We start from the raw sequence: 25,305 nt of genomic DNA, 5'->3' as shown, positions 1-25,305 counted from the left end.
GGGCGCGCCGCGGCCAGTCGGTCTTGAATGTCGAATTGAGTTATAAAAACTTCTGCTTTTATAATAAGTAGAACTTGATCGAACCATTTTAGTCGGCCCGCCATGCTGCCCGCAAGCCGTGGCGCGTCGAGTCGATGGCATCGCCGCCGCCCGAGGGCGGCGGCGATGACCGGCGCTTGTATCGGTCTTCCGTCCTACAGGTTCTCCTGCCACCGGTACAGCCATTCCAGTGCCTGGCGTGGGCTCAGCTCGTCCAGCGCCAGCCCCGAGAGGCTCTCCACCATCGGATGCGGGGCGCTGGCGAACAGATCCGCCTGCTGCGGTGACGCCTCTTCGCCTTCGCGGGGTTCCACCGGCGCGCGCTGGCCCTGGTCGACTTCCTGCTGCTCCAGCGTCGCGAGCTTCTCCCGGGCCCGGGCGATCACGCCCTGGGGCACGCCGGCCAGCTGGGCGACCTGCAGGCCGTAACTCTGGCTGGCCGGGCCGTCCTCCACTCGGTGCATGAAGACGATGCCGTCGCGGTGCTCCGCCGCCGTCAGATGCACGTTGGCCACGCTCTCGGCCTGTTCGGCCAGCGCGGTCATCTCGAAGTAGTGAGTGGCGAACAGCGTGAAGGCGCGGGTGCGGGTCAGGTGTTCGGCGCTGGCCCAGGCCAGCGACAGGCCGTCGAAGGTGCTGGTACCGCGGCCGATCTCGTCCATCAGCACCAGGCTGTGGTCGGTGGCGTTGTGCAGGATGTTGGCGGTCTCGGTCATCTCCACCATGAAGGTCGAGCGGCCGCCGGCCAGGTCGTCGGAGGAGCCGATGCGGGTGAAGATGCGATCCACCGGGCCGATGCTCGCGCTGTCGGCCGGCACGAAGCTGCCGGTGTGGGCGAGCAGGGTGATCAGCGCCGCCTGGCGCATGTAGGTGGACTTGCCGCCCATGTTGGGGCCGGTGATCACCAGCATGCGCCGCGCGTCGTCCATCACCATGTCGTTGGGCACGAAGGGCGCCTCGCTGACCCGCTCGACCACCGGGTGGCGGCCGCCGCGGATGTCGAGGCCCGGCGCCTCCGGCAGCGCCGGGCGAGCCAGGTCCAGCGAACGCGCGCGCTCGGCCAGCGCGGCCAGCACGTCCAGGGCGGCCAGGGAGCGGCCGGTGGCCTGCAGCGGGGCCAGTTCGGCGTTGAGGTCGTCGAGCAGGCCGTCGTAGAGCAGCTTCTCCCGGGCCAGGGCGCGGGACTTGGCCGACAGCGCCTTGTCCTCGAACTCCTTGAGCTCGGGGATGATGAAGCGCTCGGCGTTCTTCAGCGTCTGGCGGCGGATGTAGTCCACCGGCGCCTCGCGGGCCTGGGCGCGGGGAATCTCGATGTAGTAGCCATGGACCCGGTTGTAGCCGACCTTGAGGCCGGTCAGCCCGGTGCGCTCGCGTTCGCGGGTTTCCAGCTGCACCAGGTAGTCGCCGGCGTGCTCGGCCAGGCCGCGATGCTCGTCGAGCTCGGCGTCGAAGCCCTCGGCGATCACGCCGCCGTCGCGGATCACCACCGGCGGGTTCTCGACCAGCGCGCGGCCCAGGGTGTCGGCGAGCGCGGGATAGGGGCGGATATGGCGCTTGAGCTCGTCCAGCGCGGTGCCGTCCTCGTACTCGGCGAGCTCGGCCTCGAGTTCGGGCAGCGCCGCCAGGGCGTCGCGCAGCCGGGCGAGATCCCGGGGGCGGGCGCTGTACAGCGCCACCCGGGCCAGGATGCGCTCCACGTCGCCGATCGCCTTGAGCGTCTCGCCCAGCGGCAGGTAACCGTCACGGTCGAGCAGGGCGGCCACGGCGGCCTGGCGGGCGCCGACCTGATCGCGGTCGCGCAGCGGGCGGTTGAGCCAGCGCTTGAGCAGCCGCGAGCCCATGGCGGTGGCGGTGGTGTCGAGCACGCTGGCCAGAGTGTTGTCGCTGCCGCCGCCCAGGTTGACGTCGATCTCCAGGTTGCGGCGGCTGGCGGCGTCGATCACCACGGCGTCGTCGCGGCTCTCCACGCCGATGGCGGTGACATGGGGCAGCTGCGAGCGCTGGGTGTCGCGGGCGTAGTCGATCAGCACCCCGGCGGCGGTGAGTGCGGCCTCCAGATGGGCGCAGCCGAAGCCGCGCAGGTCCTGCACGGCGAACTGGTCGCACAGGGTGCGGGTGGCCGATTCCAGGTCGAACAGCCAGTCGCTCTGGCGGCGCAGGCCGCGACGCTCCTCGAGCGACGGCGGAAGGCTCAGGCAGTCGGCCACCAGCAGCTCCGCCGGATCGAGGCGGGTCAGCTCGGCCAGCATCTCGGCCTCGCCCTCCACCTCGAGCACGCTGAAGCGCCCGCTGGAGAGTTCCAGCCAGGCAAGCCCCCAGCGCTCGCCGGTCGAATGGATCGCCACCACCAGGTTGTCGCGGCGGGCGTCGAGCAGCGCCTCGTCGTAGAGGGTGCCGGGGGTGACGATGCGCACCACCTTGCGCTCCACCGGGCCCTTGGCGGCGGCCGGGTCGCCCATCTGCTCGCAGATGGCCACCGACTCGCCGGCGGCGACCAGGCGCGCCAGGTAGCCCTCGGCGCTGTGGTAGGGCACGCCGGCCATGGGAATCGGCTGGCCGGCCGACTGGCCGCGCTGGGTCAGGGTGATGTCCAGCAGCGCCGCGGCGCGCTTGGCGTCGTCGAAGAAGAGTTCGTAGAAGTCGCCCATGCGGTAGAAGAGCAGCACCTGGGGATGCTCGCGCTTGATCTTCAGATACTGGGTCATCATGGGCGTGTGCGGCTTGGCGCTGGCCTGTGACATGGGCTTCCTTGGCTGGCGGTGGAGACGGTGAGAAACGCGAATATCGGGATGGCGTGAGGTGCCATGCATCTCGCGGACAAAGCCAGTATTCTACGCCCAAGGATGGCCTTCGTCAGGGGCGTTTGGGTCATGCTCGAAGCGTTGCCGACAGCGAGGAGCGCCGGGGGACAGGTCGTAGTGGGGGTTTTTGCCATGGGTTAGGCGAATTCGCCTAACGGGCCGGCCAGGGATGGCCGGGACCGGTCCTGCAAGCGGAGCAGGATGCGAGAGCGAAGCAGGGCAACAGTAGCGCCCAGGGATGGGTTCACAGCGCCCCGCGCAGGCCTGTCGCCGGAACAGCTCCGAGCGTTCGGTGGGGAGCGCCTAAGGGTCAACAGGGAGAGGATTCCATGTCCGTATCGCCCGAGACGCGCCGTCTCGCCGAACGCCTCGGCGCGCTGTGCCGCGAGCGCGGCGCGAGCGTCGCCACCGCCGAGTCCTGCACCGGCGGCGGGGTGGCGAATGCCATCACCGAGATCGCCGGCAGCTCGGACTACTTCGAGACCGGCTACGTGACCTATTCCAACGCCGCCAAGACGCGCCTGCTGGGCGTGCCCGAGGCGCTGCTCGAGCGCGTCGGGGCGGTCAGTCACGAGGTGGTCGAGGCCATGGTGGCCGGCGCCTGCGCCGAGAGCGGCGCCGATCTGGCCGTGGCCATCAGCGGCGTGGCCGGCCCCGGCGGCGGCAGCGCCGAGAAGCCGGTGGGCACGGTGTGGCTGGCCTGGGGCGCCCCGGGCCGGGTGCGCACCGAGCGTCACCACTTCGCCGGCGAGCGTGACGCGGTGCGCGATCAGGCCGTGAACGCCGCCCTCGAGGGGCTGATCGCCGAGCTGGAAAACGGCTAGTTCGGCCTCGGCCGATGCGGTCGGTTCGGGGTGGCCGAGCGGCCGCTTTTTCGTCATACTACTGTGCAGTCATACAGTGCTTTTCGGCGGCCGTCGCGCCGTCATTCCGCCAATGTTTCGTCATCGCCGTGCGTCACGGCGATCGCTTAGGAGACCCTCATGGCTCAGGACGACAATCGTTCCAAGGCGCTCAACGCCGCGCTTTCCCAGATCGAGCGCCAGTTCGGCAAGGGCACCGTGATGCGCCTGGGCGATACCCCGCGCGTGGTGATGCCGTCGGTATCCACCGGTTCCCTGGGGCTGGACATCGCCTTGGGCATCGGCGGCCTGCCCTTCGGCCGCGTGGTCGAGATCTTCGGCCCGGAATCCTCGGGCAAGACCACCCTGACCCTGTCGGTGATCGCCCAGGCCCAGAAGCAGGGCAAGACCTGCGCCTTCATCGACGCCGAGCACGCCCTCGACCCGAGCTACGCCGAGAAGCTCGGCGTCAACCTCGATGACCTGCTGGTCTCTCAGCCGGATACCGGCGAGCAGGCCCTCGAGATCTGCGACATGCTGGTGCGCTCCGGTGGTGTCGACGTGATCATCATCGACTCGGTGGCGGCGCTGACCCCGCGCGCCGAGATCGAAGGCGAGATGGGCGACTCCCACGTCGGCCTGCAGGCGCGGCTGATGTCCCAGGCGCTGCGCAAGATCACCGGCAACATCAAGAACGCCAACTGCATGGTGGTGTTCATCAACCAGATCCGCATGAAGATCGGCGTGATGTTCGGCAGCCCCGAGACCACCACCGGCGGCAACGCGCTCAAGTTCTACTCCAGCGTGCGCCTCGACATCCGCCGCACCGGCTCGGTCAAGCAGGGCGACGAGGTCACCGGCAACGAGACCCGGGTCAAGGTGGTCAAGAACAAGGTCTCGCCGCCGTTCCGCCAGGCCGAGTTCCAGATCCTCTACGGCAAGGGCATCTACCACGCCGGCGAGGTGGTCGACCTGGGCGTGCAGTGCGGCCTGGTCGACAAGGCCGGCGCCTGGTACAGCTACCAGGGCAGCAAGATCGGCCAGGGCAAGGCCAACGCCGCCCAGTTCCTCGAGGACAACCCGGCGATCATGGAAGAGATCGAGAGCCAGATCCGCGCCCAGCTGCTGTCCACGCCGGAGCCCAAGGAAGAGAGCGCCGAGGCCGAGGCGGACACCGACGCGGGCGGCGAGTCGTCCTGATCCATGGCGGGCCCTGTGCGATCGGAGGATACCACGCCCCGCGACGATGCCATCCGCCTGCTGGCCCGGCGCGAGTATGCCCGGGCCGAGCTGCGCGACCGCCTGGCTGCCAAGAGCCACGCGCCCGAGGCGGTCGAGGCATGCCTCGACGCGCTGGTCGAGCAGGGGCTGCAGTCCGACGTGCGCTTCGCCGAGAGTTTCCTGCGCTCCCGGGTCGCTCGCGGCCAGGGGCCGGTGCGCATCCGCGCCGAGCTCTCCCGCCGCGGCGTCGATGACGCCACCGCTCGTGGCGCCTTCGACGAGGCCGGCGGCGAGGTCGACTGGTTCGAGCTCGCCGCCACGACCCTGGCCCGGCGTTTCTCCGGCCCCGGCCAGGAACCCCGCGAGCGTGCCCGTCGCGAACGCTTCCTGGCCGGCCGCGGCTTCGATTTCGACCAGCTCCGGCATGCCATGAACCATGCCTGGGACGACGCCTGAACGCCCCGCCCTTTAGTCGCTTGACGACTGCGCTATAATGGGTCCCTTTGCGAACGCCCCGGGTGGCAGTCCGATGATGGCTGCCGTGCCCGTCCTGCGGGCCACCACGCCTATCGCCACGGATACCCCATGAAAAGCGCAGACATCAGACAGGCCTTTCTGAGTTACTTCGAGGAGCAGGGCCACACCATCGTGCCGTCCAGCTCCCTGGTGCCGAGCAACGACCCGACCCTGCTGTTCACCAACGCCGGGATGGTGCCGTTCAAGGACGTTTTCCTCGGCCGCGACCCGCGTCCCTACGTCCGTGCCACCTCGGCCCAGCGCTGCGTGCGCGCCGGCGGCAAGCACAACGACCTCGACAACGTCGGCTACACCGCCCGCCACCACACCTTCTTCGAGATGCTGGGCAACTTCAGCTTCGGCGACTACTTCAAGCGCGACGCCATCCGCTTCGCCTGGACCTTCCTCACCGAGGTGCTGGGGCTGCCGAAGGAGAAGCTGTGGGTCACCGTGCACGTCAGCGACGACGAGGCCGAGCGCATCTGGAAGGACGAGATCGGCGTCGATCCGGAGCGCTTCTCCAAGCTCGACGAGGACAACTTCTGGCAGATGGGCGACACCGGCCCCTGCGGCCCCAGCTCCGAGATCTTCTTCGATCACGGCGCCGAGGTCTGGGGCGGCCCTCCCGGCAGCCCCGAGGAGGACGGCGACCGCTACATCGAGATCTGGAACCTGGTGTTCATGCAGTTCGATCGCGACGCGGCCGGCGAGATGCATCCGCTGCCCAAGCCGTCCATCGACACCGGCATGGGCCTGGAGCGCATCGCCGCGGTGATGCAGGGCGTGCACTCGAACTACGAGATCGACCTGTTCCAGAACCTGCTCGAGGCGGCGGCCCGGGCCACCGGTCATGACGACACGTCCACGCCCTCGCTGCGCGTGATCGCCGACCACATCCGCTCCTGTGCCTTCCTGATCACCGACGGCGTGCTGCCCTCCAACGAGGGGCGCGGCTATGTGCTGCGTCGGATCATCCGCCGCGCGGTGCGTCACGGACACAAGCTGGGTGCCCAGGGTCGCTTCTTCCACAAGCTGGTGGGCGCGCTGGACGCCGAGATGGGCGAGGCCTACCCGGAGCTGCGCGAGGCGCGCCACCAGATCGAGCGCGTGCTGCTGAAGGAAGAGGAGCAGTTCGCCCGCACCCTGGATCACGGCATGGGCTTGCTCGAGGAGGCGCTGGCCGGCCTCGAGGGCGACACCCTGCCGGGCGAGACGGTGTTCAAGCTCTATGACACCTATGGCTTCCCCTACGACCTGACCGCCGACGTCTGCCGCGAGCGCGGCGTGATCCTCGACGAGGCCGGCTTCGAGCGCGAACTGGAGGCCCAGCGCGAACGCGCCCGGGCGGCCAGCCAGTTCGGTGCCGCCTACGAGGCCTCGCTCGATCTGGAAGGCGAGACCGACTTCACCGGCTACGAGCGTCTCGAGGACCAGGCCGCGGTCACCGCCATCGTCGACCGCGAGGGCAATCCGCTGGACGGCCTCGAGGTCGAGCAGCGCGGCATGGTGGTGCTGGATCGCACGCCCTTCTACGCCGAATCCGGCGGTCAGGTGGGTGACACCGGTTACCTCGAGTTCGACGGCGGCCGCTTCCTGGTCACCGATACCCAGAAGCAGAGCGGTCACCACCTGCATCACGGCGTGCTGCTCGAGGGCGCGCTGGCGGTGGGCGACGCGGTGACGCCGCGGGTCGATGCCAGCCTGCGCGCGGCCAGCGTGCGTAATCACTCGGCGACTCACCTGATGCACGAGGCGCTGCGCATCGTGCTCGGCGAGCACGTCGAGCAGAAGGGCTCGCTGGTGACGCCCGAGCGCCTGCGCTTCGATTTCAGCCACTTCGAGCCGGTGACCGCCGAGCAGCTGGCCGAGATCGAGCGACTGGTCAACGAGCAGGTGCTGGCCAACGCCGACACCCGCATCGAGCACATGACCCTGGACGAAGCCAAGGCGAAGGGCGCCGCGGCGCTGTTCGAAGCCAAGTACGCCGACAGCGTGCGGGTGCTGACCATCGGCGCCGACGACTTCTCGATCGAGCTGTGCGGTGGCACCCACGTGCGTCGCAGCGGCGACATCGGCTGCTTCCATATCGTCAGCGAGGCCGGCGTGGCCTCCGGCGTGCGCCGCATCGAGGCCATCACCGGCGAGGCCGCGCTGGCCTACTTCCGCGAGCAGGAAGCGCGGGTGTCACGCATCGGCGAGCGTCTCAAGGCCAAGCCCGAGCAGGTCGAGGAGCGCGTCGAATCGCTGGTCGAGCGCAATCGCGGCCTGGAGAAGGAGCTCGAGCGGCTCAAGGCCAAGCTGGCCAGCGCCGCCGGCAACGACCTGCTCGACGAGGCCCGTGAGGTCAAGGGCGTCAAGGTCCTGGCCAAGCGCCTGGAAGGCGTCTCGGGCAAGGAGCTGCGCGGCATGCTCGACCAGCTCAAGAACAAGCTGGGCTCCGGCATCGTGGTGCTCGGCGTGGCCGACGAGGCCGCCGGCAAGGTCAGCCTGATCGCCGGCGTCACCGACGACCTCACCGCCAGGGTCAAGGCCGGTGCGCTGGTCAACCACGTGGCCGGCCAGGTCGGCGGCAAGGGCGGCGGCCGACCCGACATGGCCCAGGCCGGCGGCAGCGATGCCGCGGCCCTGCCGGCGGCGCTGGAGAGCGTCCCGGCCTGGGTCGAGGAGGCGCTCTAGGCGTCACGGGGCCGAAGACGGCAGCGTCTTCGGCCCCTCGTGTATCCGGCCTCGCTTACCTTTCATCCATTCCAACGCTAAATCGACAGAGGGACAACGACGCATGGCACTATACGTACAGAAGTTCGGCGGTACCTCGGTGGGCTCCGTGGAGCGCATCAAGGCCGTGGCCGAGAAGGTCAAGGGCTTCCGTGACGCCGGCCATCAGGTCGTGGTCGTGGTGTCCGCCATGAGTGGCGAGACCAACCGCCTGATCGGCCTGGCCAACGACATCAACGACGAGCCGACCCCGCGCGAGCTCGACATGCTGGTCTCCACCGGCGAGCAGGTGACGATCTCGCTGCTGACCATGGCGCTGCACAAGCTCGGCGTGCCGGCCACCTCCTACACCGGCTCCCAGGTCGGCATCATGACCGACAGCGCCCACACCAAGGCGCGCATCCAGCGCATCGAGACCGAGGACATGCGCCAGGACCTGGATGACGGTCAGGTGGCCGTGGTCGCCGGCTTCCAGGGCGTCGACGAAGAGGGCAACATCACCACCCTCGGTCGCGGCGGCTCCGACACCACCGGCGTGGCCCTGGCCGCGGCGCTGAACGCCGACGAGTGCCAGATCTACACCGACGTCGACGGCGTCTATACCACCGACCCGCGTGTCTGCTCCCAGGCCCAGCGCCTGGACACCATCACCGTGGAGGAGATGCTGGAGCTGGCCAGCCTCGGCTCCAAGGTACTGCAGATTCGCGCCGTCGAATTCGCCGGCAAGTACAACGTGCCGCTGCGCGTGCTGTCCAGTTTCCAGGACGGCCCCGGCACCCTGATCGTTGCAGACTCCGACAAAGACGAGGACTCCATGGAAGAACCGCTGATCTCCGGTATCGCCTTCACCGCCAACGAGGCCAAGCTGACCCTGCTCAACACCCCGGACGTGCCGGGCGTGGCCTCGAAGATTCTCGGCCCGATCGCCGATGCCAACATCGAGATCGACATGATCGTGCAGAACGTGGCGCCGGCCGGCGACTACACCGACTTCACCTTCACCGTCGCCAAGGGCGACTACAAGCAGACCCTGAAGATCCTCGAGGAACAGGTGCTGCCGGCGCTGGGCGAAGGCGAAGTGAAGGGCGACGACAAGATCGCCAAGGTCTCGCTGGTCGGTGTCGGCATGCGTTCCCACGCCGGCGTGGCCTCCAAGATGTTCCGCGTGCTGTCCGAGGAGAACATCAACATCCGCATGGTTTCCACGTCCGAGATCAAGATCTCGGTGGTGGTCGACGAGAAGCAGATGGAGCTGGCGGTGCGTGCCCTGCATCAGGCCTTCGGCCTGGACAAGAACGACATCGAGAGCGAATAAGGCGTCGCAGCCTGCCGTCAGCTTCTACGCTTGTAGGGAAGTCCATGGCAGCGCCTGCGACAGAGCTTTCATTCAACGAAGCTTCTGGGGTGTCATGGGCGATGTCTGCGATCGGAGGGGCGGGCACGAGCCGGTCCCTCTGCCGTGACAGCGCATCCCGCAGTCAGAAGTCTGAGAAGGAGATCAGTCATGCTCATTCTGACCCGCCGTGTCGGAGAAACCCTGATGATCGGTGATGACATCACCGTGACCGTGCTGGGCGTCAAGGGAAACCAGGTCCGTATCGGCGTCAACGCCCCCAAGGACGTCGCCGTGCATCGTGAGGAGATCTACCAGCGCATCCAGCGCGAGAGAACCGACGACGATGACGACGGCGAGGGGAGGGGGTAACGCGCCTGCGATCCGTCGGTGAGTCCGGGAGGCGAGAAAAATTGCCACCCCCTATGGACAAACCCCAATCGGATCGGTAGGATACGCACCTGTCGATGAGGGAGAGGTGGCCGAGTGGCTGAAGGCGCTCCCCTGCTAAGGGAGTAAGGGGTTTATAGCCTCTTCGAGGGTTCGAATCCCTCCCTCTCCGCCATCATCGATAGATGGAAGACAAGCGCCCGTAGCTCAGCTGGATAGAGTACCTGACTACGAATCAGGTGGTCGGAGGTTCGAATCCTCCCGGGCGCGCCATCTTCCTCCGGATGATGTTTCATCATCCCGCGATGAGCCTGCTCATTGCCGAAAGCGCCCGTAGCTCAGCTGGATAGAGTACCTGACTACGAATCAGGTGGTCGGAGGTTCGAATCCTCCCGGGCGCGCCAGATTCCGGACCCGCTCTCCTCGCGAGGGCGGGTCTTCTGTCTTTTGTACCCCGCTTTTTGCTAGCCGGACACCGTGCCCAATGAGGGGTCGGTGCCCGTGATCGTTCAGGCGCCGTCGCATCGCGACGTGCGCCTTTTTTTTGTTCGCCTGGCGGCGACTGTCTCTTCCCGGTCTCTCTTCCTGTTCCTTCTCTTCTCTCTTCCTGGCGCCCTCAGGCGCTGGTGACGTCGAGCCTGCCGGTCGGCACGGCGCTCCCCGCCGCGAGGCCGGCGAGGAAATCGTCCAGGTCGGTGACTCGGCGCAGTGCCTGAAAGCGTCGTGCGGCTTCGGCGTCGCGACTTCGCATGTGGTTCAACCATTGTTTGAGTAGCGAGACCACGATCTTGCTGGGTAACATGATTCGCTGCGACGCAGCATAGTCGCGCAGGACGCGGGCGCGCTCGGTCCAGGTCGTCGCCGGCAGGCGCTCGCCGGTGGTCTGCCAGTGGCGGATGCGCGGTGCCAGCCCGGGATCGGCCAGGGCGCCGCGGCCGAGCATCACGTCTCGGCAGCCGGACAGGGTGCGCGCCTTCCAGTAGTCCTCCAGCGTCCAGATGTCGCCGTTGGCGATCACCGGGATCGTCAGCCGGGCGCGGATGCGGCCGATCCATTCCCAGTGGGCCGGCGGCTTGTAGCCTTCACGGCGGGTGCGGGCGTGCACCGCCAGCTGGCGAGCGCCGGCGTCCTCGGCGGCCAGGCCGCAGGCCAGCGCCAGGCGGCGGTCGTCGAAGCCGAGCCGGATCTTGGCGGTCACCGGGATGGCATCGCCCACCGCGTCGTGTACGGCGGCCACGGCGGCGTGTACCCGGCGCGGGTCGCGCAGCAGCGAGGCGCCGCCGTCGTGGCGGTTCACCAGCTTGGCCGGGCAGCCGAAGTTCAGGTCCAGGCTGCTGACGCCGAGCTTCAGCGCCTGACGGGCGTTGGCGGCCAGCGCCGTCGGGTCCGAGCCCAGCAGCTGCAGGTGCACCGGCACGCCGGTCGGCGTGGCCGGGCGGCCATCGGCCAGCTCCGGGCAGTGGCGATGGAAGACCCGCGGCGGCAGCCGCGTGTCCACCACGCGCACGAATTCGGTGACCGTCCAGTCGAATCCCGGCGCTCGCGTCAGCATCTCGCGAGTGACGGCATCGATCACGCCCTCCATGGGGGCTAGGCCGATGCGGCCGGGATGTAGTAATTTAACAACGTCAGCTTCCACCATGGTGCCATCGCGATCCTTTGGGAGTGTGGCAGCTTATACGCTCAGCGTTCATGCGCAACTCGCGCGCCCCCTCGCCGGGGTGCGGCGGGGCGCTCGAGGAGGTCATCCATGCAGGATCCGCAGCTATTGAACGAGGGCCTGGCCCTGATGGGCCTCGGCATGGGGTTCGTGTTCGTCTTCCTGACCGTGCTGGTCATCGTCACCACCCTGATGTCGAGGGTGATCGGGCGCTTCTTCCCCGAACCCGCGGCCGAGGCCGCCCCGGCGCCCGCCAGTCGTGGGCCGGCCGTGCCGGACGAGGACCTGACGGCGGCGATCAGCGCCGCGATCCACCGCTATCGCCGTGAGCATCGCCGTTAGATCACGACACCCTCTCACTCCATCAACGACAACGACAAGGAACTCCCATGACGGAGAACGCTCGCCCGCTGGGCATCACCGACGTGGTCCTGCGTGACGCCCACCAGTCCCTGTTCGCCACCCGGCTGCGTCTCGACGACATGCTGCCGATCGCCGAGAAGCTCGACCGGATCGGTTTCTGGTCACTGGAATCCTGGGGCGGGGCGACCTTCGACGCCTGCATCCGCTACCTGGGCGAAGACCCCTGGGAGCGGATTCGCGCGCTGAAGGCCGCCATGCCCAACACCCGCCAGCAGATGCTGCTGCGGGCCCAGAACCTGCTCGGCTATCGGCACTATGCCGACGACGTGGTCGACCGCTTCGTCGAGCGCGCCCGCACCAACGGCGTTGACGTGTTCCGCGTCTTCGACGCCATGAACGACCCGCGCAACCTGGAGCGCGCCATCCAGGCGGTGCGTGCCAACGAGGGCCATGCCCAGGGCACCCTGTCCTACACCCTGAGCCCGGTGCACACCCTCGATGGCTGGGTCGAGCTCGGCGAGCGCATCGCCGCCATGGGAGCGGACTCCCTGGCGATCAAGGACATGGCCGGCCTGCTCAAGCCCTACGACGCCTATGAGCTGGTCTCGCGCCTGAAAAAGGCCGTGGACATCCCGATCCACATGCAGTGCCACGCCACCACCGGGCTCTCCACCGCCACCGCGCTGAAGGCCGTGGAGGCCGGCATCGACAACGTCGACACCGCCATCTCCTCGATGTCGATGACCTACGGCCACAGCCCCACCGAATCGCTGGTGGCGATGCTGCAGGGCACCGAGCGCGATACCGGCCTCGATCTCGAGGCGCTGGAGGACATCGCCGCCTACTTCCGCGAGGTGCGCAAGAAATACGCCGCCTTCGAGGGCTCGCTCAAGGGCATCGACTCGCGCATCCTGGTGGCTCAGGTGCCGGGCGGCATGCTCACCAACATGGAGAACCAGCTCAAGGAGCAGGGCGCCGGCGACCGCCTCGACGACGTGCTGCAGGAGATCCCGCGGGTGCGCGAGGACCTCGGCTACATTCCGCTGGTCACGCCGACCTCGCAGATCGTCGGCACCCAGGCGGTGATGAACGTGATGATGGGCGAACGCTACAAGTCGATCTCCAAGGAGGTCCAGGCGCTGCTCAAGGGCGAGTACGGCGCCGCCCCCGCCGCCTACAACGCCGAGCTTCAGGCCCGCGTGCTGGAAGGCGGCGAGCCGATCACCTGCCGCCCGGCCGATCGTCTCTCCCCGGAAATGGACCGGCTCGCCGCCGAGCTCAAGGAGAAGGCCAGGGCCGAGGGCATCCGGCTGGCCGAGGGCGAGCGCGAGATCGACGACGTGCTGACCTATGCGCTGTTCCCGCAGATCGGTCTCAAGTTCCTCAAGCATCGCGACGACCCCGACGCCTTCGAGCCGGTGCCCTCTGCTCCCGCGCCCCAGGCCGCCGGACAGGCGCCTGCCCCGGCCGGCGGGCCGGAGACCTACACCGTCACCGTCAACGGCAAGTCCTACGTGGTCGAGGTCGCCGAGGGCGGCGAGATCGAGCGCATCCAGGAGCAGGGCGGCGGTGCGGTTTCGACCGCCTCCGCGGCGCCGGCGGCCTCCTCGGGCGAAGCGTCGCCCGGCGAGACCATCAGTGCGCCGCTCGCCGGCAACATCTTCAAGGTCAACGTCAAGCCGGGTGATGTGGTCGCCGAGGGCGACGTGGTGATCATCCTCGAGGCCATGAAGATGGAAACCGAAGTGCGCGCCGCCAGCGCCGGCACCGTCTCGGCGGTGAAGGTCGGCGAAGGCGACAGCGTCACCGTGGGCGACGCCCTGGTCGTGCTCTAAAGGACGAACCCATGATCGACAAGTTACTGACCCTGTGGACCGGCTCCGGCCTCTACAACCTGAGCTTCGGCCAGGCGGCGATGATCGCCGTGTGCCTGCTGCTGCTGTGGCTGGCCATGGCCAAGAAGTTCGAACCGCTGCTGCTGGTGCCGATCGGCTTCGGCGGCATCCTGGCCAACATTCCCGAGGCGGGGCTGGCGCTGTCGGCCGCCGAGCAGGCCGCGCACATGGCGGGCCCTGACCTGCTTCAGCAGCTGGCGGCCTCCCTGCAGCTGAACCTGGCCCCGGGCGGAGACGTCGAGGCCTGGCGGCATGCCGTCGGTGAGTTGCTGCATGGCGACACCGCCCCGGAACTGATCCGTGCCGCCAACGACGTGGCCCTGGGCGCCGGCTTCGCCCACGGCATGCTCTACCAGTTCTACAGCGTGGCCATCGCCTCCGGCATCGCGCCGCTGGTGATCTTCATGGGCGTCGGCGCCATGACCGACTTCGGGCCGTTGCTGGCCAACCCGCGCACGCTGTTCCTGGGCGCTGCGGCGCAGTTCGGCATCTTCGCGACCCTGATCGGCGCGGTGGGGCTGACCGCCATGGGCGTGATGGACTTCTCGCTCAACCAGGCCGCCGCCATCGGCATCATCGGCGGCGCCGATGGCCCCACCTCGATCTACGTCTCGAGCATCCTGGCGCCGGAGCTGCTGGGGGCCATCGCCGTGGCGTCCTACTCCTACATGGCGCTGGTGCCGCTGATCCAGCCGCCGATCATGCGCGCCCTGACGTCCAAGGGCGAGCGCGAGATCGCCATGACACAGCTGCGGCCGGTGTCAAAGCGCGAGAAGATCGTCTTCCCGCTCAGCCTGCTGATCCTGGTGGTGCTGTTCCTGCCGGATGCCGCGCCGCTGCTGGGGATGTTCTGCTTCGGCAACCTGATGCGCGAGTGCGGCGTGGTGGAGCGGCTCTCCGACACCGCTCAGCACGCCCTGATCAATACCGTGACCATCTTTCTCGGCCTCTCGGTGGGCTCCAAGCTGATGGCCGACCGCTTCCTGGCCGTGGAGACCCTCGGCATCCTCGGGCTCGGCATGGTGGCCTTCGCCATCGGCACCGCCTGCGGCATCCTGATGGCCAAGTTGCTCAACGCGGTCAGCAAGACGCCGATCAACCCGCTGATCGGCTCTGCCGGGGTCTCCGCGGTGCCCATGGCGGCCCGGGTGTCGAACAAGGTGGGGCTGGAGTCCAACCCCCACAACTTCCTGCTGATGCACGCCATGGGGCCCAACGTGGCCGGCGTCATCGGCTCGGCGGTGGCCGCGGGCGTGATGATCAAGTACCTCGGCTGATGCGCCCCGGGCTTGCCCCGGCCGCATCGCTCGCCGCCGTCTTGGGCGGGACTCGGCACGGCGCCCCTCGGGGCGCCGTGCGTCGTTCCGGACCGCCATCGTCCTGTCACCTGCCGCGCCTAGCCTGACGACATCGGCGTCGAACGGCGCGTCAGGCGATGAGGAAGCGGCATGATCGATATCGAAGGGGCCCTGCGCGACAAGGCGCCGGGGCTGGCGGCGCGGCCGCCCTGGCTGTTCGGGCCGCTGGTGGCGGGGCTGCGTCGGCTGGTGCACGAACGCGAGATCAACGATTTCCTGGCCCGCCACGGCGAGCTCGGCTGGTGCGAGTTCATCGATCGGGTGTTCGAGCATCTCGACGTCGGCTACACGCTGTCGACCAGGGATCGCGAGCAGATTCCCGAGACCGGCCGGTTGGTGGTGGTCGCCAATCACCCGCTCGGTGCCCTGGACGGCTTGGCGTTGCTGCGCATGGTGGCCGAGGTACGCCCCGACGTCAGCATCCTGGCCAACGACCTGCTGCTGCAGCTGGCGCCGCTGTCGGACGTGATCGTGCCGGTGGACAACCTCTCGCGGCGCGGGCTGCGCCGTAGCCTTACGCGCCTGACCGAGGCCCTGGAGGCGGAGCGGGCGGTGATCGTCTTTCCCGCCGGGGAGGTCTCCCGGGCCGGGCCCCGCGGCGTGCGCGACGGCAAGTGGCATTCGGGCTTCCTGCACGCCGCGCGTCGCACCAACGCGCCGCTGCTGCCGGTCCATGTGCGCGGGCGCAACTCCTCGCGCTTCTATGCCCTGACGTCGCTGCGCAGCGATCTGGGCACGCTGCTGCTGCCCGACGAGATGTTCCGCCAGCGCGGTCGCCATATCGCCCTGCGGGTGGGCGGGCCGATTCCGCTGGCGCAGTTCGATCGCGATGACCTGACCACGCCGGTCAAGCTCAAGTTGCTGCGCAAGCATGTCTATCGTCTGGGGCGCGGCAAGCGCGGCGTGTTCGTCGGCGAGACTGGTATCGCCCGCCCCGAGCCGCGCCAGCGCCTGCGCGAAGAGCTGCGCGACGCCGAGACGCTCGGCGAGACCGCCGACGGCAAGCGCATCCTGCTGGTCGACAGCCGGCCGGATTCGTCGGTCATGCGCGAGATCGGTCGCCTGCGCGAGGTGGCCTTTCGTCGGGTAGGGGAGGGCACCGGCCGCAAGCGCGACCTGGACGCGTTCGACGACTACTACCGTCATCTGGTGCTGTGGGACGATCGCGACCTGGAGATCGCCGGCGCCTATCGACTCGGCGAGGTAGGGCGGATCCTCGATCGTCATGGCATCGAGGGGCTCTACGGCGCGACCATCTTTCATCTGGAGCAGGCGCCCTGGGCGCAGTGGCGCCACGGCCTGGAACTGGGGCGCAGCTTCGTTCAGCCGCGCTACTGGGGGCGGCGCAGCCTGGACTACCTGTGGGTCGGCCTTGGGGCCTACCTGCGTCGCCATCCCGAGGTGCGCTGGCTGTTCGGACCGGTGACCCTGCCCAATCACCTGCCGACCCTGGCCAAGGAGCTGCTGGTCAGCTACTACCGCCACTACTACGGCGATGGCGATAGCCAGGTGCGTCCGCGCGCCCCCTGGCGCCTCTCCCGGGCCGGGGAGCAGGAGGCGGAGCGGCTGTTTCGCGGCGACGATGCGAAGGCGGACTTCCAGCGCCTGCGTCACGGGCTGCAGGCGCTGGGGGCCAGCGTGCCGGCCCTCTACAAGCAGTACGCGGAGGTCACCGAACCCGGCGGCACGCGTTTCCTGGCCTTCGGCGTGGATACGGCCTTCGGTTACTGCACCGACGGCCTGGTGGCGGTGGACCTGGCGCGCCTCAAGCCGGAGAAGCGGGCGCGCTATATCGGCGCGGCGGACGAGAGCGCGCGGGCCGTCTCCGGCGAGGCGGCCTCAGGCCGCGTCGGGGTCCAGGGTCTCGAGTCGTCCCTTGAGGCGGGACGTGAGGGCTGAGAGGTCGCGTTCGGTGTCCCGGGGCCAGCCCAGCGTCAGCACCACGCCGTCGGCAGCGTAGTCGGCGGCGTCCACGGGGATGTCGCGCTCGGCGCACCAGGCCCGGGCCTGGGCCTCGCCGGCAAAGTCGATCTTCAGGCGCAGCGGGTCGCGCTCGGTGACCTCGCGGGTCGGCAGGGTCTCCAGCGCCTCGCTCACGGCCTGGCCGTAGGCGCGTGCCAGGCCGCCGGTGCCGAGCTTGGTGCCGCCGAAGTAGCGGGTCACCACGCAGCCGGCCTGGCCGATGCCGGCGCCTTCCAGCACCTGATACATCGGCCGCCCGGCGGTGCCGCCGGGCTCGCCGTCGTCGGAGAAGCCGATGGCGTTCTGCTCGCCGGGCGGGCCGGCGATGAAGGCGCTGCAGTGGTGGCTGGCATTGGGATGCGTGCGCCGAGCCTCGGCCAGCAGTGCCTCGAAGGCGGCGGCCTCCGGGGCATGGCAGACCCAGGCGATGAAGCGGCTCTTCTCGACCTCGAGTTCGGTCTCGCGCCACTCGCCGGCAGGCAGGTCGGGAACGGGATAGCGCATCAGGCGGCCAGGTCCGTCTGGCGCACCACGCCCATCACCAGTCCCAGCACCTGGATGTCGCTGTTCTTGAGGTAGATGGGCGGCATGGCCTCGTTGGCCGGCTGAAGACGCACGCCGGACTTCTCGATGTAGAGCTTCTTCAGGGTGACCTCCTGATCGTTGATCATCACCACCGCGGTCTCGCCGTTCTCGGCGCTCTCGCGACGTTCGATGATGATCACATCCCCGTCGAAGATGTTGCAATCGATCATCGAGTCGCCGCGCACGCGCAGCGCATAGGTGTTGCGCTTGACCATGCGCTTCGGCACCTCGACGCTGCCGGCATCGATGCAGGCGTCGATGGGCACGCCGGCGGCGACGCTGCCCAGCAGGGGCACTTCGACCAGGTCGCGGTCATCGAGCGGCATCCAGGCCTCGGCGAGGGGCAGGTTGGGCTGGCGGAGCAGGTACTGTGGGGCGAGTGACATGCGCGGCATCTCCCGTCGGCAGTGACTGTTGATACATACAGTACTTGGCCAGCATAGCAGGCGATCGGCATCTGGCAAGGGCGGCGTTTCCAGCCGGGGGCTGATGCAGGTCAGCCCCCGGCGCTTCCGGGCCGGGGCCCGGCTGGCGATGAAAACCCTTTCCGTGTAGAGTGCCGAGCCATGTTATCCGCGCCTGGAGAGTGCCTTGAGCCTGCGTCTGCAAGCCCGGCGGCTGGCCTGTGAGCGAGACGACCGCTGGCTGTTCCACGATCTCGATCTGGAGATCCGGGCCGGCGAGATCCTGCGCGTCGAAGGCCCCAACGGCAGCGGCAAGACCACCCTGCTCAAGATCCTCTCCGGCCAGCTGATGGACCACGAAGGCGAGGTGCTGTGGAACGACGCCCCGCTGCGCCGGGTGCGGCGCGACTTCCTCGCCAGCCTGCTGTACCTGGGGCACGCCCCGGGGGTGAAAGCGACGCTGACGCCGCTGGAGAATCTGGCCTGGTATCAGGCGCTGGCCGGCGAGCGGGGCGACGAGCCGACGCGCCTGGCGGCGCTCGAGCGGGTCGGGCTGGTCGGCTTCGAGGATCTGCCCGCCGCCCAGCTTTCCGCCGGGCAGCAGCGCCGCGTGGCCCTGGCACGGCTGGAGCTGACGCCGCGACCGCTGTGGGTGCTCGACGAGCCCTTCACGGCCATCGACCGGGACGGCGTGGCCGCCCTCGAGGCGCGCCTCGAGGCCCATACCGCCCGCGGCGGTGCCGTGCTGGTCACCACCCATCACGAACTGCGTGCCTCGGCCGGCCTGCGCCGCCTGTCGCTGGGCGAGGGAAGCGACGATGTCGAACGCTGAGTCGCGGCCGGCCCCGCTGCCCGAGGCCGGTGAGCCGGCGGGCGGGCTCGCGGTCGCATGGCGGGCGACCCTGCACCGCGATCTGGTGCTGCGGCTGCGCCGCCCCGGCGAGGTGCTGAATCCGCTGGCGTTCTTCGCCCTGGTGATCACCCTGTTTCCGATCGGCATCTCGCCGGAGCCGGTGCTGCTGGCGACCATCGCCCCGGGCCTGCTGTGGGTGGCGGCGCTGCTGGCGGCGCTGCTGTCCCTGGAGGGCGTGTTTCGCGACGACGCCGAGGATGGCAGCCTGGAGCAGCTGCTGCTGTCGCCCCAGCCGTTGCCGGTGCTGGCGCTGGCCAAGGTGGCGGCGCACTGGCTGCTGACCGGCCTGCCGCTGGCGCTGATGGCACCGCTGCTGGGCGTGATGCTGTCACTGCCGGCGGGCAGCTACGGCGTGCTGGCGCTGTCGCTGGCGCTGGGCAGCGCCAGCCTGAGCCTGATCGGCGCCATCGGCGCCGCGCTCACCGTGGGCGTGGCTCGCGGCGGAGTGCTGCTCTCGCTGCTGGTGCTGCCGCTCTACATACCGGTGCTGATCTTCGGCGCCGGCGCCGTTCAGGCGGCGATCCAGGGCGGGGTCGTGGCGGCTCATCTGGCCATTCTCGGTGCGCTGCTGGCGGCGGCGCTGATCTTCGCGCCCTTCGCCATCGCGGCGGCGCTGCGCATCGCGCTCAACGGTTGAGGAATCGACGGTAATGTGGGCCTTCCTTCACAAGCTCGGCTCCCCCAAGGGGTTCTACGCCATCACCGCGCGATGGCTCACGCCGCTGTGGCTGGCGGCGGTGGCGCTGATCCTGATCGGCGGGCTCTGGGGGCTGGCCTTCGCGCCCGCCGACTACCAGCAGGGCAACAGCTTCCGCATCATCTACGTCCATGTGCCGGCGGCCTTCCTCGCCCAGTCGATCTTCGTCGCCATGGCCGCGGCCGGGCTGATCTTCATGGTCTGGAAGATCAAGCTGGCCGACATGGCGGCGGCGATGATGGCCCCGCTGGGCGCCGGCATGACCTTCGTGGCGCTGTTCTCCGGCGCCGTCTGGGGCGTGCCCACCTGGGGCACCTGGTGGCAGTGGGACGCCCGGCTGACCTCGATGCTGATCCTGCTGTTCCTCTATATCGGGGTGATCGCCCTGCGCGGCGCCTTCGTCAGCCGCGACGGCGGCGCCCGGGCGGCCTCGGTGCTGGCCATGGTGGGCGTGATCAACATCCCGATCATCAAGTTCTCGGTGGACTGGTGGTACACCCTGCACCAGCCGGCCAGCTTCTCGATCATCGAGAAGCCGGCCATGCCCGTCGAGATGTGGCTGCCGCTGCTGCTGATGGTGCTCGGCTTCTACGGCTTCTTCATCGCCGTGACCCTGACGCGCACCCGCAGCGAGATCCTGCGCCGCGAGTCGTCCAAGCGCTGGGTGCGCGCGCTGGTCGAGGAGGGGCGCTGATGGCCTTCGATTCGCTGGCCGAGTTCCTCGCCATGGGCGGCCACGCGCCCTATGTCTGGAGCGCCTATGGCGCCACCGCCGCGCTGCTGCTGGCCGTGGGCTGGCACGCCCGGGCCGAGCGCCGCCGGGTGCGGCGCGACCTCGAGCGCCGGGTCCGCCGCGAGCGACGCCAGGCCGAGGCCACCGACGCTTCCACCGACGAGAGGCCTGCCCGATGAGAGCCAAACGCAAGCAGAAACTCTATGCGGTCCTGGGGCTGGTGACGCTGGCCGCCATCGCCGTGGGTCTGACGCTCTACGCCCTGCGCAGCAACATCAACCTGTTCTTCAGCCCGGTGCAGATCGCCGAGGGCCAGGCCCCGCTGGAGCGCTCGATCCGCGCCGGCGGCATGGTCAAGGCCGGCAGCGTGGCCCGGGACCCGGAGAGCCTGGCCGTCTCCTTCACGGTCACCGACTACGTCGAGGACCTCGAGGTGCGCTATCGCGGCATCCTGCCGGACCTGTTCCGCGAGGGGCAGGGCGTGGTGGTGCTCGGCCAGCTGCAGCCCGAGGGCTGGCTGCGGGCCGACAAGGTGCTGGCCAAGCACGACGAGAACTACATGCCGCCCGAGGTGGCCCAGGCCCTGGAAGAGGCCGGCTATGCGCCGGAGGACTACCAGGACAAGGCCGCCGAGGTGGCCAAGCGGCTCGAGGCCGAGGACTGACCCGGAGACGCCATGCTGACCCCGCTGATTCCCGAGATCGGTCACTTCGCGCTGATCATCGCGCTGGCGATGGCCGCCCTGCAGGCCATCGTGCCGCTGGCCGGGGCGGCGACCCGCCGCCCGCTGTGGATGGCCTATGCCCGGCCCATGGCCACCGGGCAGTTCCTGTTCCTGATCGTCGCCTACGCCTGCCTGACCGCGAGCTTCCTGCTCGACGACTTCAGCGTGTCCACCGTGGCCGACAACTCCAACTCGCTGCTGCCCTGGTACTACAAGGCCAGCGCGGTGTGGGGCAATCACGAGGGCTCGGTGCTGCTGTGGAGCCTGATCCTCGGCGCCTGGACCTTCGCCGTCAGCCGCTTTTCCCGCGAGCTGCCCCGCGACATGCTGGCCCGGGTACTGGGCGTGATGGGGCTGGTCTCCACCGGGTTCCTGACCTTCGTGCTGGTCACCTCCAATCCCTTCGCCCGGCTGCTGCCCAACCCGCCCGCCGACGGCGCCGATCTGAATCCGCTGCTGCAGGACATCGGGCTGATCATCCATCCACCGATGCTCTACATGGGCTACGTGGGGTTCTCGGTGGTGTTCGCCTTCGCCATCGCGGCGCTGCTCGGCGGCCGCCTGGACGCGGCCTGGACCCGCTGGGCGCGGCCCTGGACCAACGTGGCCTGGGCCTTTCTCTCGGTGGGCATCGCCCTGGGCAGCTGGTGGGCCTACTACGAGCTGGGCTGGGGCGGCTGGTGGTTCTGGGATCCGGTGGAGAACGCCTCGCTGCTGCCGTGGCTGGCCGGCACCGCGCTGATCCACTCGCTGGCGGTCACCGAGAAGCGCGGCGCCTTCAAGAGCTGGACGGTGCTGCTGGCGATCTCCACCTTCTCGCTGTCGCTGCTGGGCACCTTCCTGGTGCGCTCCGGGGTGCTGACCTCGGTGCATGCCTTCGCCAACGATCCATCCCGGGGGCTGTTCATCCTGGTGCTGCTGGGCCTCACCGTGGGTGCCTCGCTGCTGCTGTTCGCACTGCGCGCCCCGCGGGTCAGCCAGCGCGCCGGCTTCACCTGGCTGTCCCGGGATGCCCTGCTGCTGGTCAACAACATCCTGCTGGTGGTGATGACGGTCACCGTGCTGCTCGGCACCGTCTATCCGCTGCTGCTCGATGCCCTGAACCTGGGCAAGATCAGCGTCGGCCCGCCCTACTTCAACGCCCTGTTCGTGCCGCTGACGGTGATCTTGTGCCTGTTCATGGGGCTCGGCCCGCTGGCCAACTGGAAGCGCACCCGGCCCCGTGAACTGTTCCGTCGGGTGTGGCTCTCCGGTGCCGTGGCGCTGGTCATCGGCCTGCTGGCGCCGCTGGCCTACGGCGGCGAGTGGAACCTCGCGGTCACGCTGGGGCTGGTGGCGGCGCTGTGGGTGGTGCTGCCGCTGGTGCGGGACCTGTGGACGAAGAGCCGCCACAGCGACGGGCGTCTGGCCGGGCTCAAGCGGCTGTCGCTGGCCCACTGGGGCATGGTGCTGGGCCACCTGGGCCTGGCGGTGACCATCGTCGGCGTGACCGTGGTCTCGAACTACGCCGTGGAGCGCAACGTGCGCATGGCGGTGGGCGACAGCGTCGAGGTGGCCGGCTACACCTTCGCCATGACCGACCTCGGCCATCGCCGCGGCCCCAACTTCGTCGCCGACGTCGCGCGCCTCGAGGTGAGCCGCGGCGACGGCCGCCGTCGCTTCACGATGGCGCCGGAGAAGCGCATCTATCTGGCCCGTGGCATGCCGATGACCGACGTGGCACTGCGCCCGGGGCTGCTGCGCGACCTCTACGTGGCCATGGGCGAGGACCTGGGCGACGGCAGCTGGGCGCTGCGCATCCAGTACAAGCCCTTCGTGCGCTGGCTGTGGCTGGGCGCGCTGCTGATGGCGCTGGGTGGCGTGCTGGCGGTGGTCGACCGCCGCTACCGGCGCGCCGCCACCGCGCCCGACCCCGAACGCCACGCCCGGGAGGTGAGCGCATGACGCGTCGTCTGTTGCTGCTGCTGCCGCTGGCCGGTTTCCTGGTGCTGGCGGTGTTTCTCTACCGCGGGCTGTCGATCGATCCCGTCTCGCGCGACTCGGCGCTGATGGCCAGGCCCTTCCCGGCCTTCAGCCTCACGACCCTGGAGGACCCCGGGCGGACCCTCGACGAATCGCTCTTGAAGGGCGAGGTCACCCTGGTCAACGTCTGGGGCGAGTGGTGCCCGACCTGCAAGCAGGAGATGCCACAGCTGCTCGAGCTCGCCGAGCGCGGCGTGCGCCTGGTCGGCGTCGACTACAAGGACACCCGGGAGAAGGGCCGCGAGTTCCTGGCCGAGTTCGGCAACCCCTTCGAGGTCAACCTGTTCGACCCCGAGGGCAGCCTGGGCTTCGACCTCGGCGTCTACGGCGCCCCCGAGACCTTCCTGGTCGATGCCGAAGGCGTGATCCGCTACCACCACACCGGGTACATCACGCCCCAGGACGTCGAGCGGGTGATCCTGCCGGAGGTGGCGAAATGGCAAGACTGATCCGTGCGCTGCTGATGCTGGCGCTGCTGACACCGGCCCTGGCGCAGGCCGCCATCGAGGTGCGCGAGTTCGACGACCCGGTGATGCGCGACCGTTTCGAGTCGCTGACCGCGACCCTGCGCTGCCCCAAGTGCCAGAACCAGGCGATCGACGACTCCGACTCGCCGATCGCCGGCGACATGCGCCAGCGCGTCTTTGAGCAGCTGCAGGCGGGGCGCTCCGACAAGGAGATCCTCGACTTCATGGTGAGCCGCTTCGGCGACTACGTGCTCTACAACCCGCGCCTGGAGGGCCGCACCCTGCTGCTGTGGGGGCTGCCCGCGGCCCTGGTGCTGGGCGGCGGCCTGCTGGTGGCGTTGCTGGTTCGCGCGCGCCGGCGCGCCTCGGCCAGGACGCTCAGCGACGAGGAACGTGCCCGGCTGGACGCGCTGCTCGAACGGGAGGATGACCGATGATCGCGCTGTGGATCGCCTTCGCCCTGCTGCTGGTGCCGGCGCTGTGGCTGCTGGTGCTGCCGCTGCGCCGCGCCGGGCCGGTGGCGCGTGCCCTGGCCGATGATGAGGCCGGCGATCGCACCGCCCGCCAGAACGTCGCCGTCTACCGGCGGCGCCTGGCGTCGCTGGAGGCCGCCCGCGACCGCGGCGAGATCGACGCGGCGCGCTTCGACGAGGACCGCCTCGAGCTCGAGCGCAGCCTGCTCGACGACACCGCGGCCTCGACCCGCTCGCCGCTGAAGCCCGCCCGCGCCGGGCGCTGGCTGGTCCCCGTGACGATGGTCGCCCTGGTGGTGGCCAGCGCCAGCTGGTACCGCTGGGAGGGCGCCGAGGGCGACCTGGCGCTGTATCGCCTCCAGCAGCAGGTGATGGACGACCCCGAGGCCTCTTTGCCCCGGCTGCTCGAGCGACTGGAGGCCGAGGCCGCACGTCAGCCCGACAACCCCAACGTCTGGCGCTCGCTGTTTCCGCTGTATCGCGACAGCGGCCGCCTGGAGCGCGCCGACCACGCCCTGACCCGGCTGCTCGCGCTCGAGGAGCGAAGCCCCTGGCTGCTGGCCGAGCTGGCCCAGTTGCGGTATTTTGCCGCCGGCCGCGAGCTGACCCCGAACGTGCAGGCGCTGGTCGACGAGGCCCTGGCCGCCGATCCGGCCCAGCCCACGGTGCTCGGGATGCTCGGCATCGAGGCCTTCGAGAGCGCCGACTACGAGACCGCCATCGACCGCTGGCGCCGGGCCATCGCCGGCATGAACGACGCCGAGTCCGCCGAGGCGCTGCGCCAGGGCATCCGCACCGCCCAGCGCCGCCTGGGCCAGACGCCCGAGGCCGTCGAGGGCCCGGGCCTGCGCGTGCGCGTGAGCCTGGCGCCCGAACTGGCCGGCCGCCTGGGCGCCGACACCGCGGTGTTCGTGGTGGCCCGGGACGCCGCCGGCGAGCTGCCGCCGCTGGCGGTGGCGCGCACCACCCTGGGCGCGCTGCCGACGAGCCTGACCCTCGACGACGGCGATGCCATGGCGCCCATGGCGCGGCTGTCCCAGGTCGACGAGGCGAGGCTGGTGGCGCGGGTCTCGGCCAGCGGCCAGGCCGATCCGCAACCCGGCGACCTCTTCGGCCGCCACGCGGCGGTGGCGGTCGGCGAGCACGACGGCGACCCGGTAGAACTGATCATCGACAGGATCGTGGAATAACG

23 protein-coding genes and 3 tRNA genes are annotated in these 25,305 nt (G+C 69.4%); 22 read left to right on the top strand and 4 right to left on the bottom strand.

All coding sequences use genetic code 11. The features are described from left to right. Positions 1-194: 194 nt before the first annotated feature. Entirely contained in the window at positions 195-2,780 is a 2,586-nt protein-coding gene (gene mutS / locus UN84_RS14695) for a DNA mismatch repair protein MutS (RefSeq protein ID WP_046078330.1), read from the bottom strand. Positions 2,781-3,169: 389 nt separating this feature from the next. Between mutS and UN84_RS14690 the strand changes: the two genes are divergently transcribed. The 9 genes from UN84_RS14690 to UN84_RS14650 all read left to right on the top strand — a co-directional run bounded on the left by UN84_RS14690 (position 3,170) and on the right by UN84_RS14650 (position 10,261). Beyond that, entirely contained in the window at positions 3,170-3,664 is a 495-nt protein-coding gene (locus UN84_RS14690; protein ID WP_046078329.1) for a CinA family protein, read from the top strand. 159 nt (positions 3,665-3,823) lie between these two features. Continuing rightward, entirely contained in the window at positions 3,824-4,882 is a 1,059-nt protein-coding gene (gene recA, locus UN84_RS14685; RefSeq protein WP_035592609.1) for a recombinase RecA, read from the top strand. 3 nt (positions 4,883-4,885) lie between these two features. Beyond that, positions 4,886-5,359: a regulatory protein RecX gene (locus tag UN84_RS14680; protein ID WP_046078326.1), complete on the top strand. Its 474-nt coding sequence runs from the start codon at positions 4,886-4,888 to the stop codon at positions 5,357-5,359. 129 nt (positions 5,360-5,488) lie between these two features. Further along, complete coding sequence (alaS, locus tag UN84_RS14675) at positions 5,489-8,095, top strand: alanine--tRNA ligase (protein WP_046078325.1); 2,607 nt, start codon at positions 5,489-5,491, stop codon at positions 8,093-8,095. A 103-nt stretch (positions 8,096-8,198) separates the two neighbouring features. Beyond that, positions 8,199-9,449 (top strand): aspartate kinase, encoded by a 1,251-nt coding sequence (locus UN84_RS14670; protein WP_035592606.1) that lies wholly within the window; start codon positions 8,199-8,201, stop codon positions 9,447-9,449. Positions 9,450-9,638: 189 nt separating this feature from the next. After that, on the top strand, positions 9,639-9,839 hold the full coding sequence (gene csrA / locus UN84_RS14665) for a carbon storage regulator CsrA (protein ID WP_035592604.1): 201 nt from the start codon (positions 9,639-9,641) through the stop codon (positions 9,837-9,839). Positions 9,840-9,939: 100 nt separating this feature from the next. Beyond that, positions 9,940-10,032, top strand: a tRNA-Ser gene (locus UN84_RS14660). Between the two features lie 21 nt (positions 10,033-10,053). Further along, a tRNA-Arg gene (locus tag UN84_RS14655) sits at positions 10,054-10,130 on the top strand. Between the two features lie 54 nt (positions 10,131-10,184). Then, positions 10,185-10,261 (top strand) — tRNA-Arg (locus UN84_RS14650). A gap of 212 nt (positions 10,262-10,473) precedes the next feature. On the opposite strand, the gene UN84_RS14645 is transcribed toward UN84_RS14650, so the two are convergent. Continuing rightward, complete coding sequence (locus tag UN84_RS14645) at positions 10,474-11,442, bottom strand: tRNA dihydrouridine synthase (protein WP_046078324.1); 969 nt, start codon at positions 11,440-11,442, stop codon at positions 10,474-10,476. A gap of 165 nt (positions 11,443-11,607) precedes the next feature. On the opposite strand from UN84_RS14645, the gene UN84_RS14640 reads away from it, so the two are divergent. The 4 genes from UN84_RS14640 to UN84_RS14625 all read left to right on the top strand — a co-directional run bounded on the left by UN84_RS14640 (position 11,608) and on the right by UN84_RS14625 (position 17,032). Then, the gene (locus UN84_RS14640) at positions 11,608-11,859 is read left to right on the top strand and encodes an OadG family protein (RefSeq protein WP_046078323.1); all 252 of its coding nucleotides are present in this window, start codon (positions 11,608-11,610) and stop codon (positions 11,857-11,859) included. Between the two features lie 47 nt (positions 11,860-11,906). Continuing rightward, a complete protein-coding gene (oadA, locus tag UN84_RS14635; RefSeq protein ID WP_046078322.1) occupies positions 11,907-13,715 on the top strand; it encodes a sodium-extruding oxaloacetate decarboxylase subunit alpha in 1,809 nt (602 codons plus the stop codon). A gap of 14 nt (positions 13,716-13,729) precedes the next feature. Next, positions 13,730-15,052, top strand: a complete 1,323-nt coding sequence (locus UN84_RS14630; RefSeq protein WP_046078446.1) for a sodium ion-translocating decarboxylase subunit beta — start codon at positions 13,730-13,732, stop codon at positions 15,050-15,052. 171 nt (positions 15,053-15,223) lie between these two features. Then, a complete protein-coding gene (locus tag UN84_RS14625) occupies positions 15,224-17,032 on the top strand; it encodes a GNAT family N-acyltransferase (RefSeq protein WP_046078321.1) in 1,809 nt (602 codons plus the stop codon). On the opposite strand, the gene UN84_RS14620 is transcribed toward UN84_RS14625, so the two are convergent. Together UN84_RS14620 and lexA are read right to left on the bottom strand one after the other, a co-directional pair. Beyond that, positions 16,973-17,599 (bottom strand): IMPACT family protein, encoded by a 627-nt coding sequence (locus UN84_RS14620; RefSeq protein ID WP_046078320.1) that lies wholly within the window; start codon positions 17,597-17,599, stop codon positions 16,973-16,975. The two genes, UN84_RS14625 and UN84_RS14620, sit on opposite strands and share 60 nt — an antisense overlap. Next, entirely contained in the window at positions 17,599-18,066 is a 468-nt protein-coding gene (gene lexA, locus UN84_RS14615) for a transcriptional repressor LexA (protein WP_046078319.1), read from the bottom strand. The genes UN84_RS14620 and lexA overlap by 1 nt, the downstream gene beginning before the upstream one ends. 205 nt (positions 18,067-18,271) lie before the next feature. On the opposite strand from lexA, the gene ccmA reads away from it, so the two are divergent. The 9 genes from ccmA to ccmI are packed head-to-tail and all read left to right on the top strand — an operon-like array spanning position 18,272 to position 25,303. Continuing rightward, complete coding sequence (gene ccmA, locus UN84_RS14610) at positions 18,272-18,916, top strand: cytochrome c biogenesis heme-transporting ATPase CcmA (RefSeq protein ID WP_046078318.1); 645 nt, start codon at positions 18,272-18,274, stop codon at positions 18,914-18,916. Continuing rightward, positions 18,903-19,634, top strand: coding sequence for a heme exporter protein CcmB (gene ccmB, locus UN84_RS14605; RefSeq protein ID WP_046078317.1), 732 nt, complete (start codon positions 18,903-18,905; stop codon positions 19,632-19,634). Before ccmA ends, ccmB begins: the two co-directional genes overlap by 14 nt. Positions 19,635-19,647: 13 nt before the next feature. Then, a complete protein-coding gene (locus tag UN84_RS14600) occupies positions 19,648-20,388 on the top strand; it encodes a heme ABC transporter permease (RefSeq protein ID WP_035592577.1) in 741 nt (246 codons plus the stop codon). Next, complete coding sequence (gene ccmD, locus UN84_RS14595) at positions 20,388-20,606, top strand: heme exporter protein CcmD (protein WP_046078314.1); 219 nt, start codon at positions 20,388-20,390, stop codon at positions 20,604-20,606. Before UN84_RS14600 ends, ccmD begins: the two co-directional genes overlap by 1 nt. Beyond that, positions 20,603-21,091 (top strand): cytochrome c maturation protein CcmE, encoded by a 489-nt coding sequence (gene ccmE, locus UN84_RS14590; RefSeq protein ID WP_046078313.1) that lies wholly within the window; start codon positions 20,603-20,605, stop codon positions 21,089-21,091. The genes ccmD and ccmE overlap by 4 nt, the downstream gene beginning before the upstream one ends. Positions 21,092-21,103: 12 nt before the next feature. Next, on the top strand, positions 21,104-23,095 hold the full coding sequence (locus UN84_RS14585) for a heme lyase CcmF/NrfE family subunit (protein WP_046078312.1): 1,992 nt from the start codon (positions 21,104-21,106) through the stop codon (positions 23,093-23,095). Then, positions 23,092-23,622 carry a DsbE family thiol:disulfide interchange protein gene (locus UN84_RS14580; RefSeq protein WP_046078311.1) on the top strand — a complete coding sequence of 177 codons (531 nt, stop codon included), beginning with the start codon at positions 23,092-23,094 and terminating at the stop codon, positions 23,620-23,622. Before UN84_RS14585 ends, UN84_RS14580 begins: the two co-directional genes overlap by 4 nt. After that, positions 23,610-24,077, top strand: a complete 468-nt coding sequence (locus tag UN84_RS14575; RefSeq protein WP_046078310.1) for a cytochrome c-type biogenesis protein — start codon at positions 23,610-23,612, stop codon at positions 24,075-24,077. Before UN84_RS14580 ends, UN84_RS14575 begins: the two co-directional genes overlap by 13 nt. Continuing rightward, positions 24,074-25,303: a c-type cytochrome biogenesis protein CcmI gene (ccmI, locus tag UN84_RS14570; protein WP_046078309.1), complete on the top strand. Its 1,230-nt coding sequence runs from the start codon at positions 24,074-24,076 to the stop codon at positions 25,301-25,303. Before UN84_RS14575 ends, ccmI begins: the two co-directional genes overlap by 4 nt. Positions 25,304-25,305 lie beyond the last annotated feature (2 nt).

The organism is Halomonas sp. HG01 (assembly GCF_000968715.2).
Lineage (GTDB): Bacteria > Pseudomonadota > Gammaproteobacteria > Pseudomonadales > Halomonadaceae > Halomonas > Halomonas halophila.
This window is presented reverse-complemented; position numbering and strand designations above follow the sequence as displayed.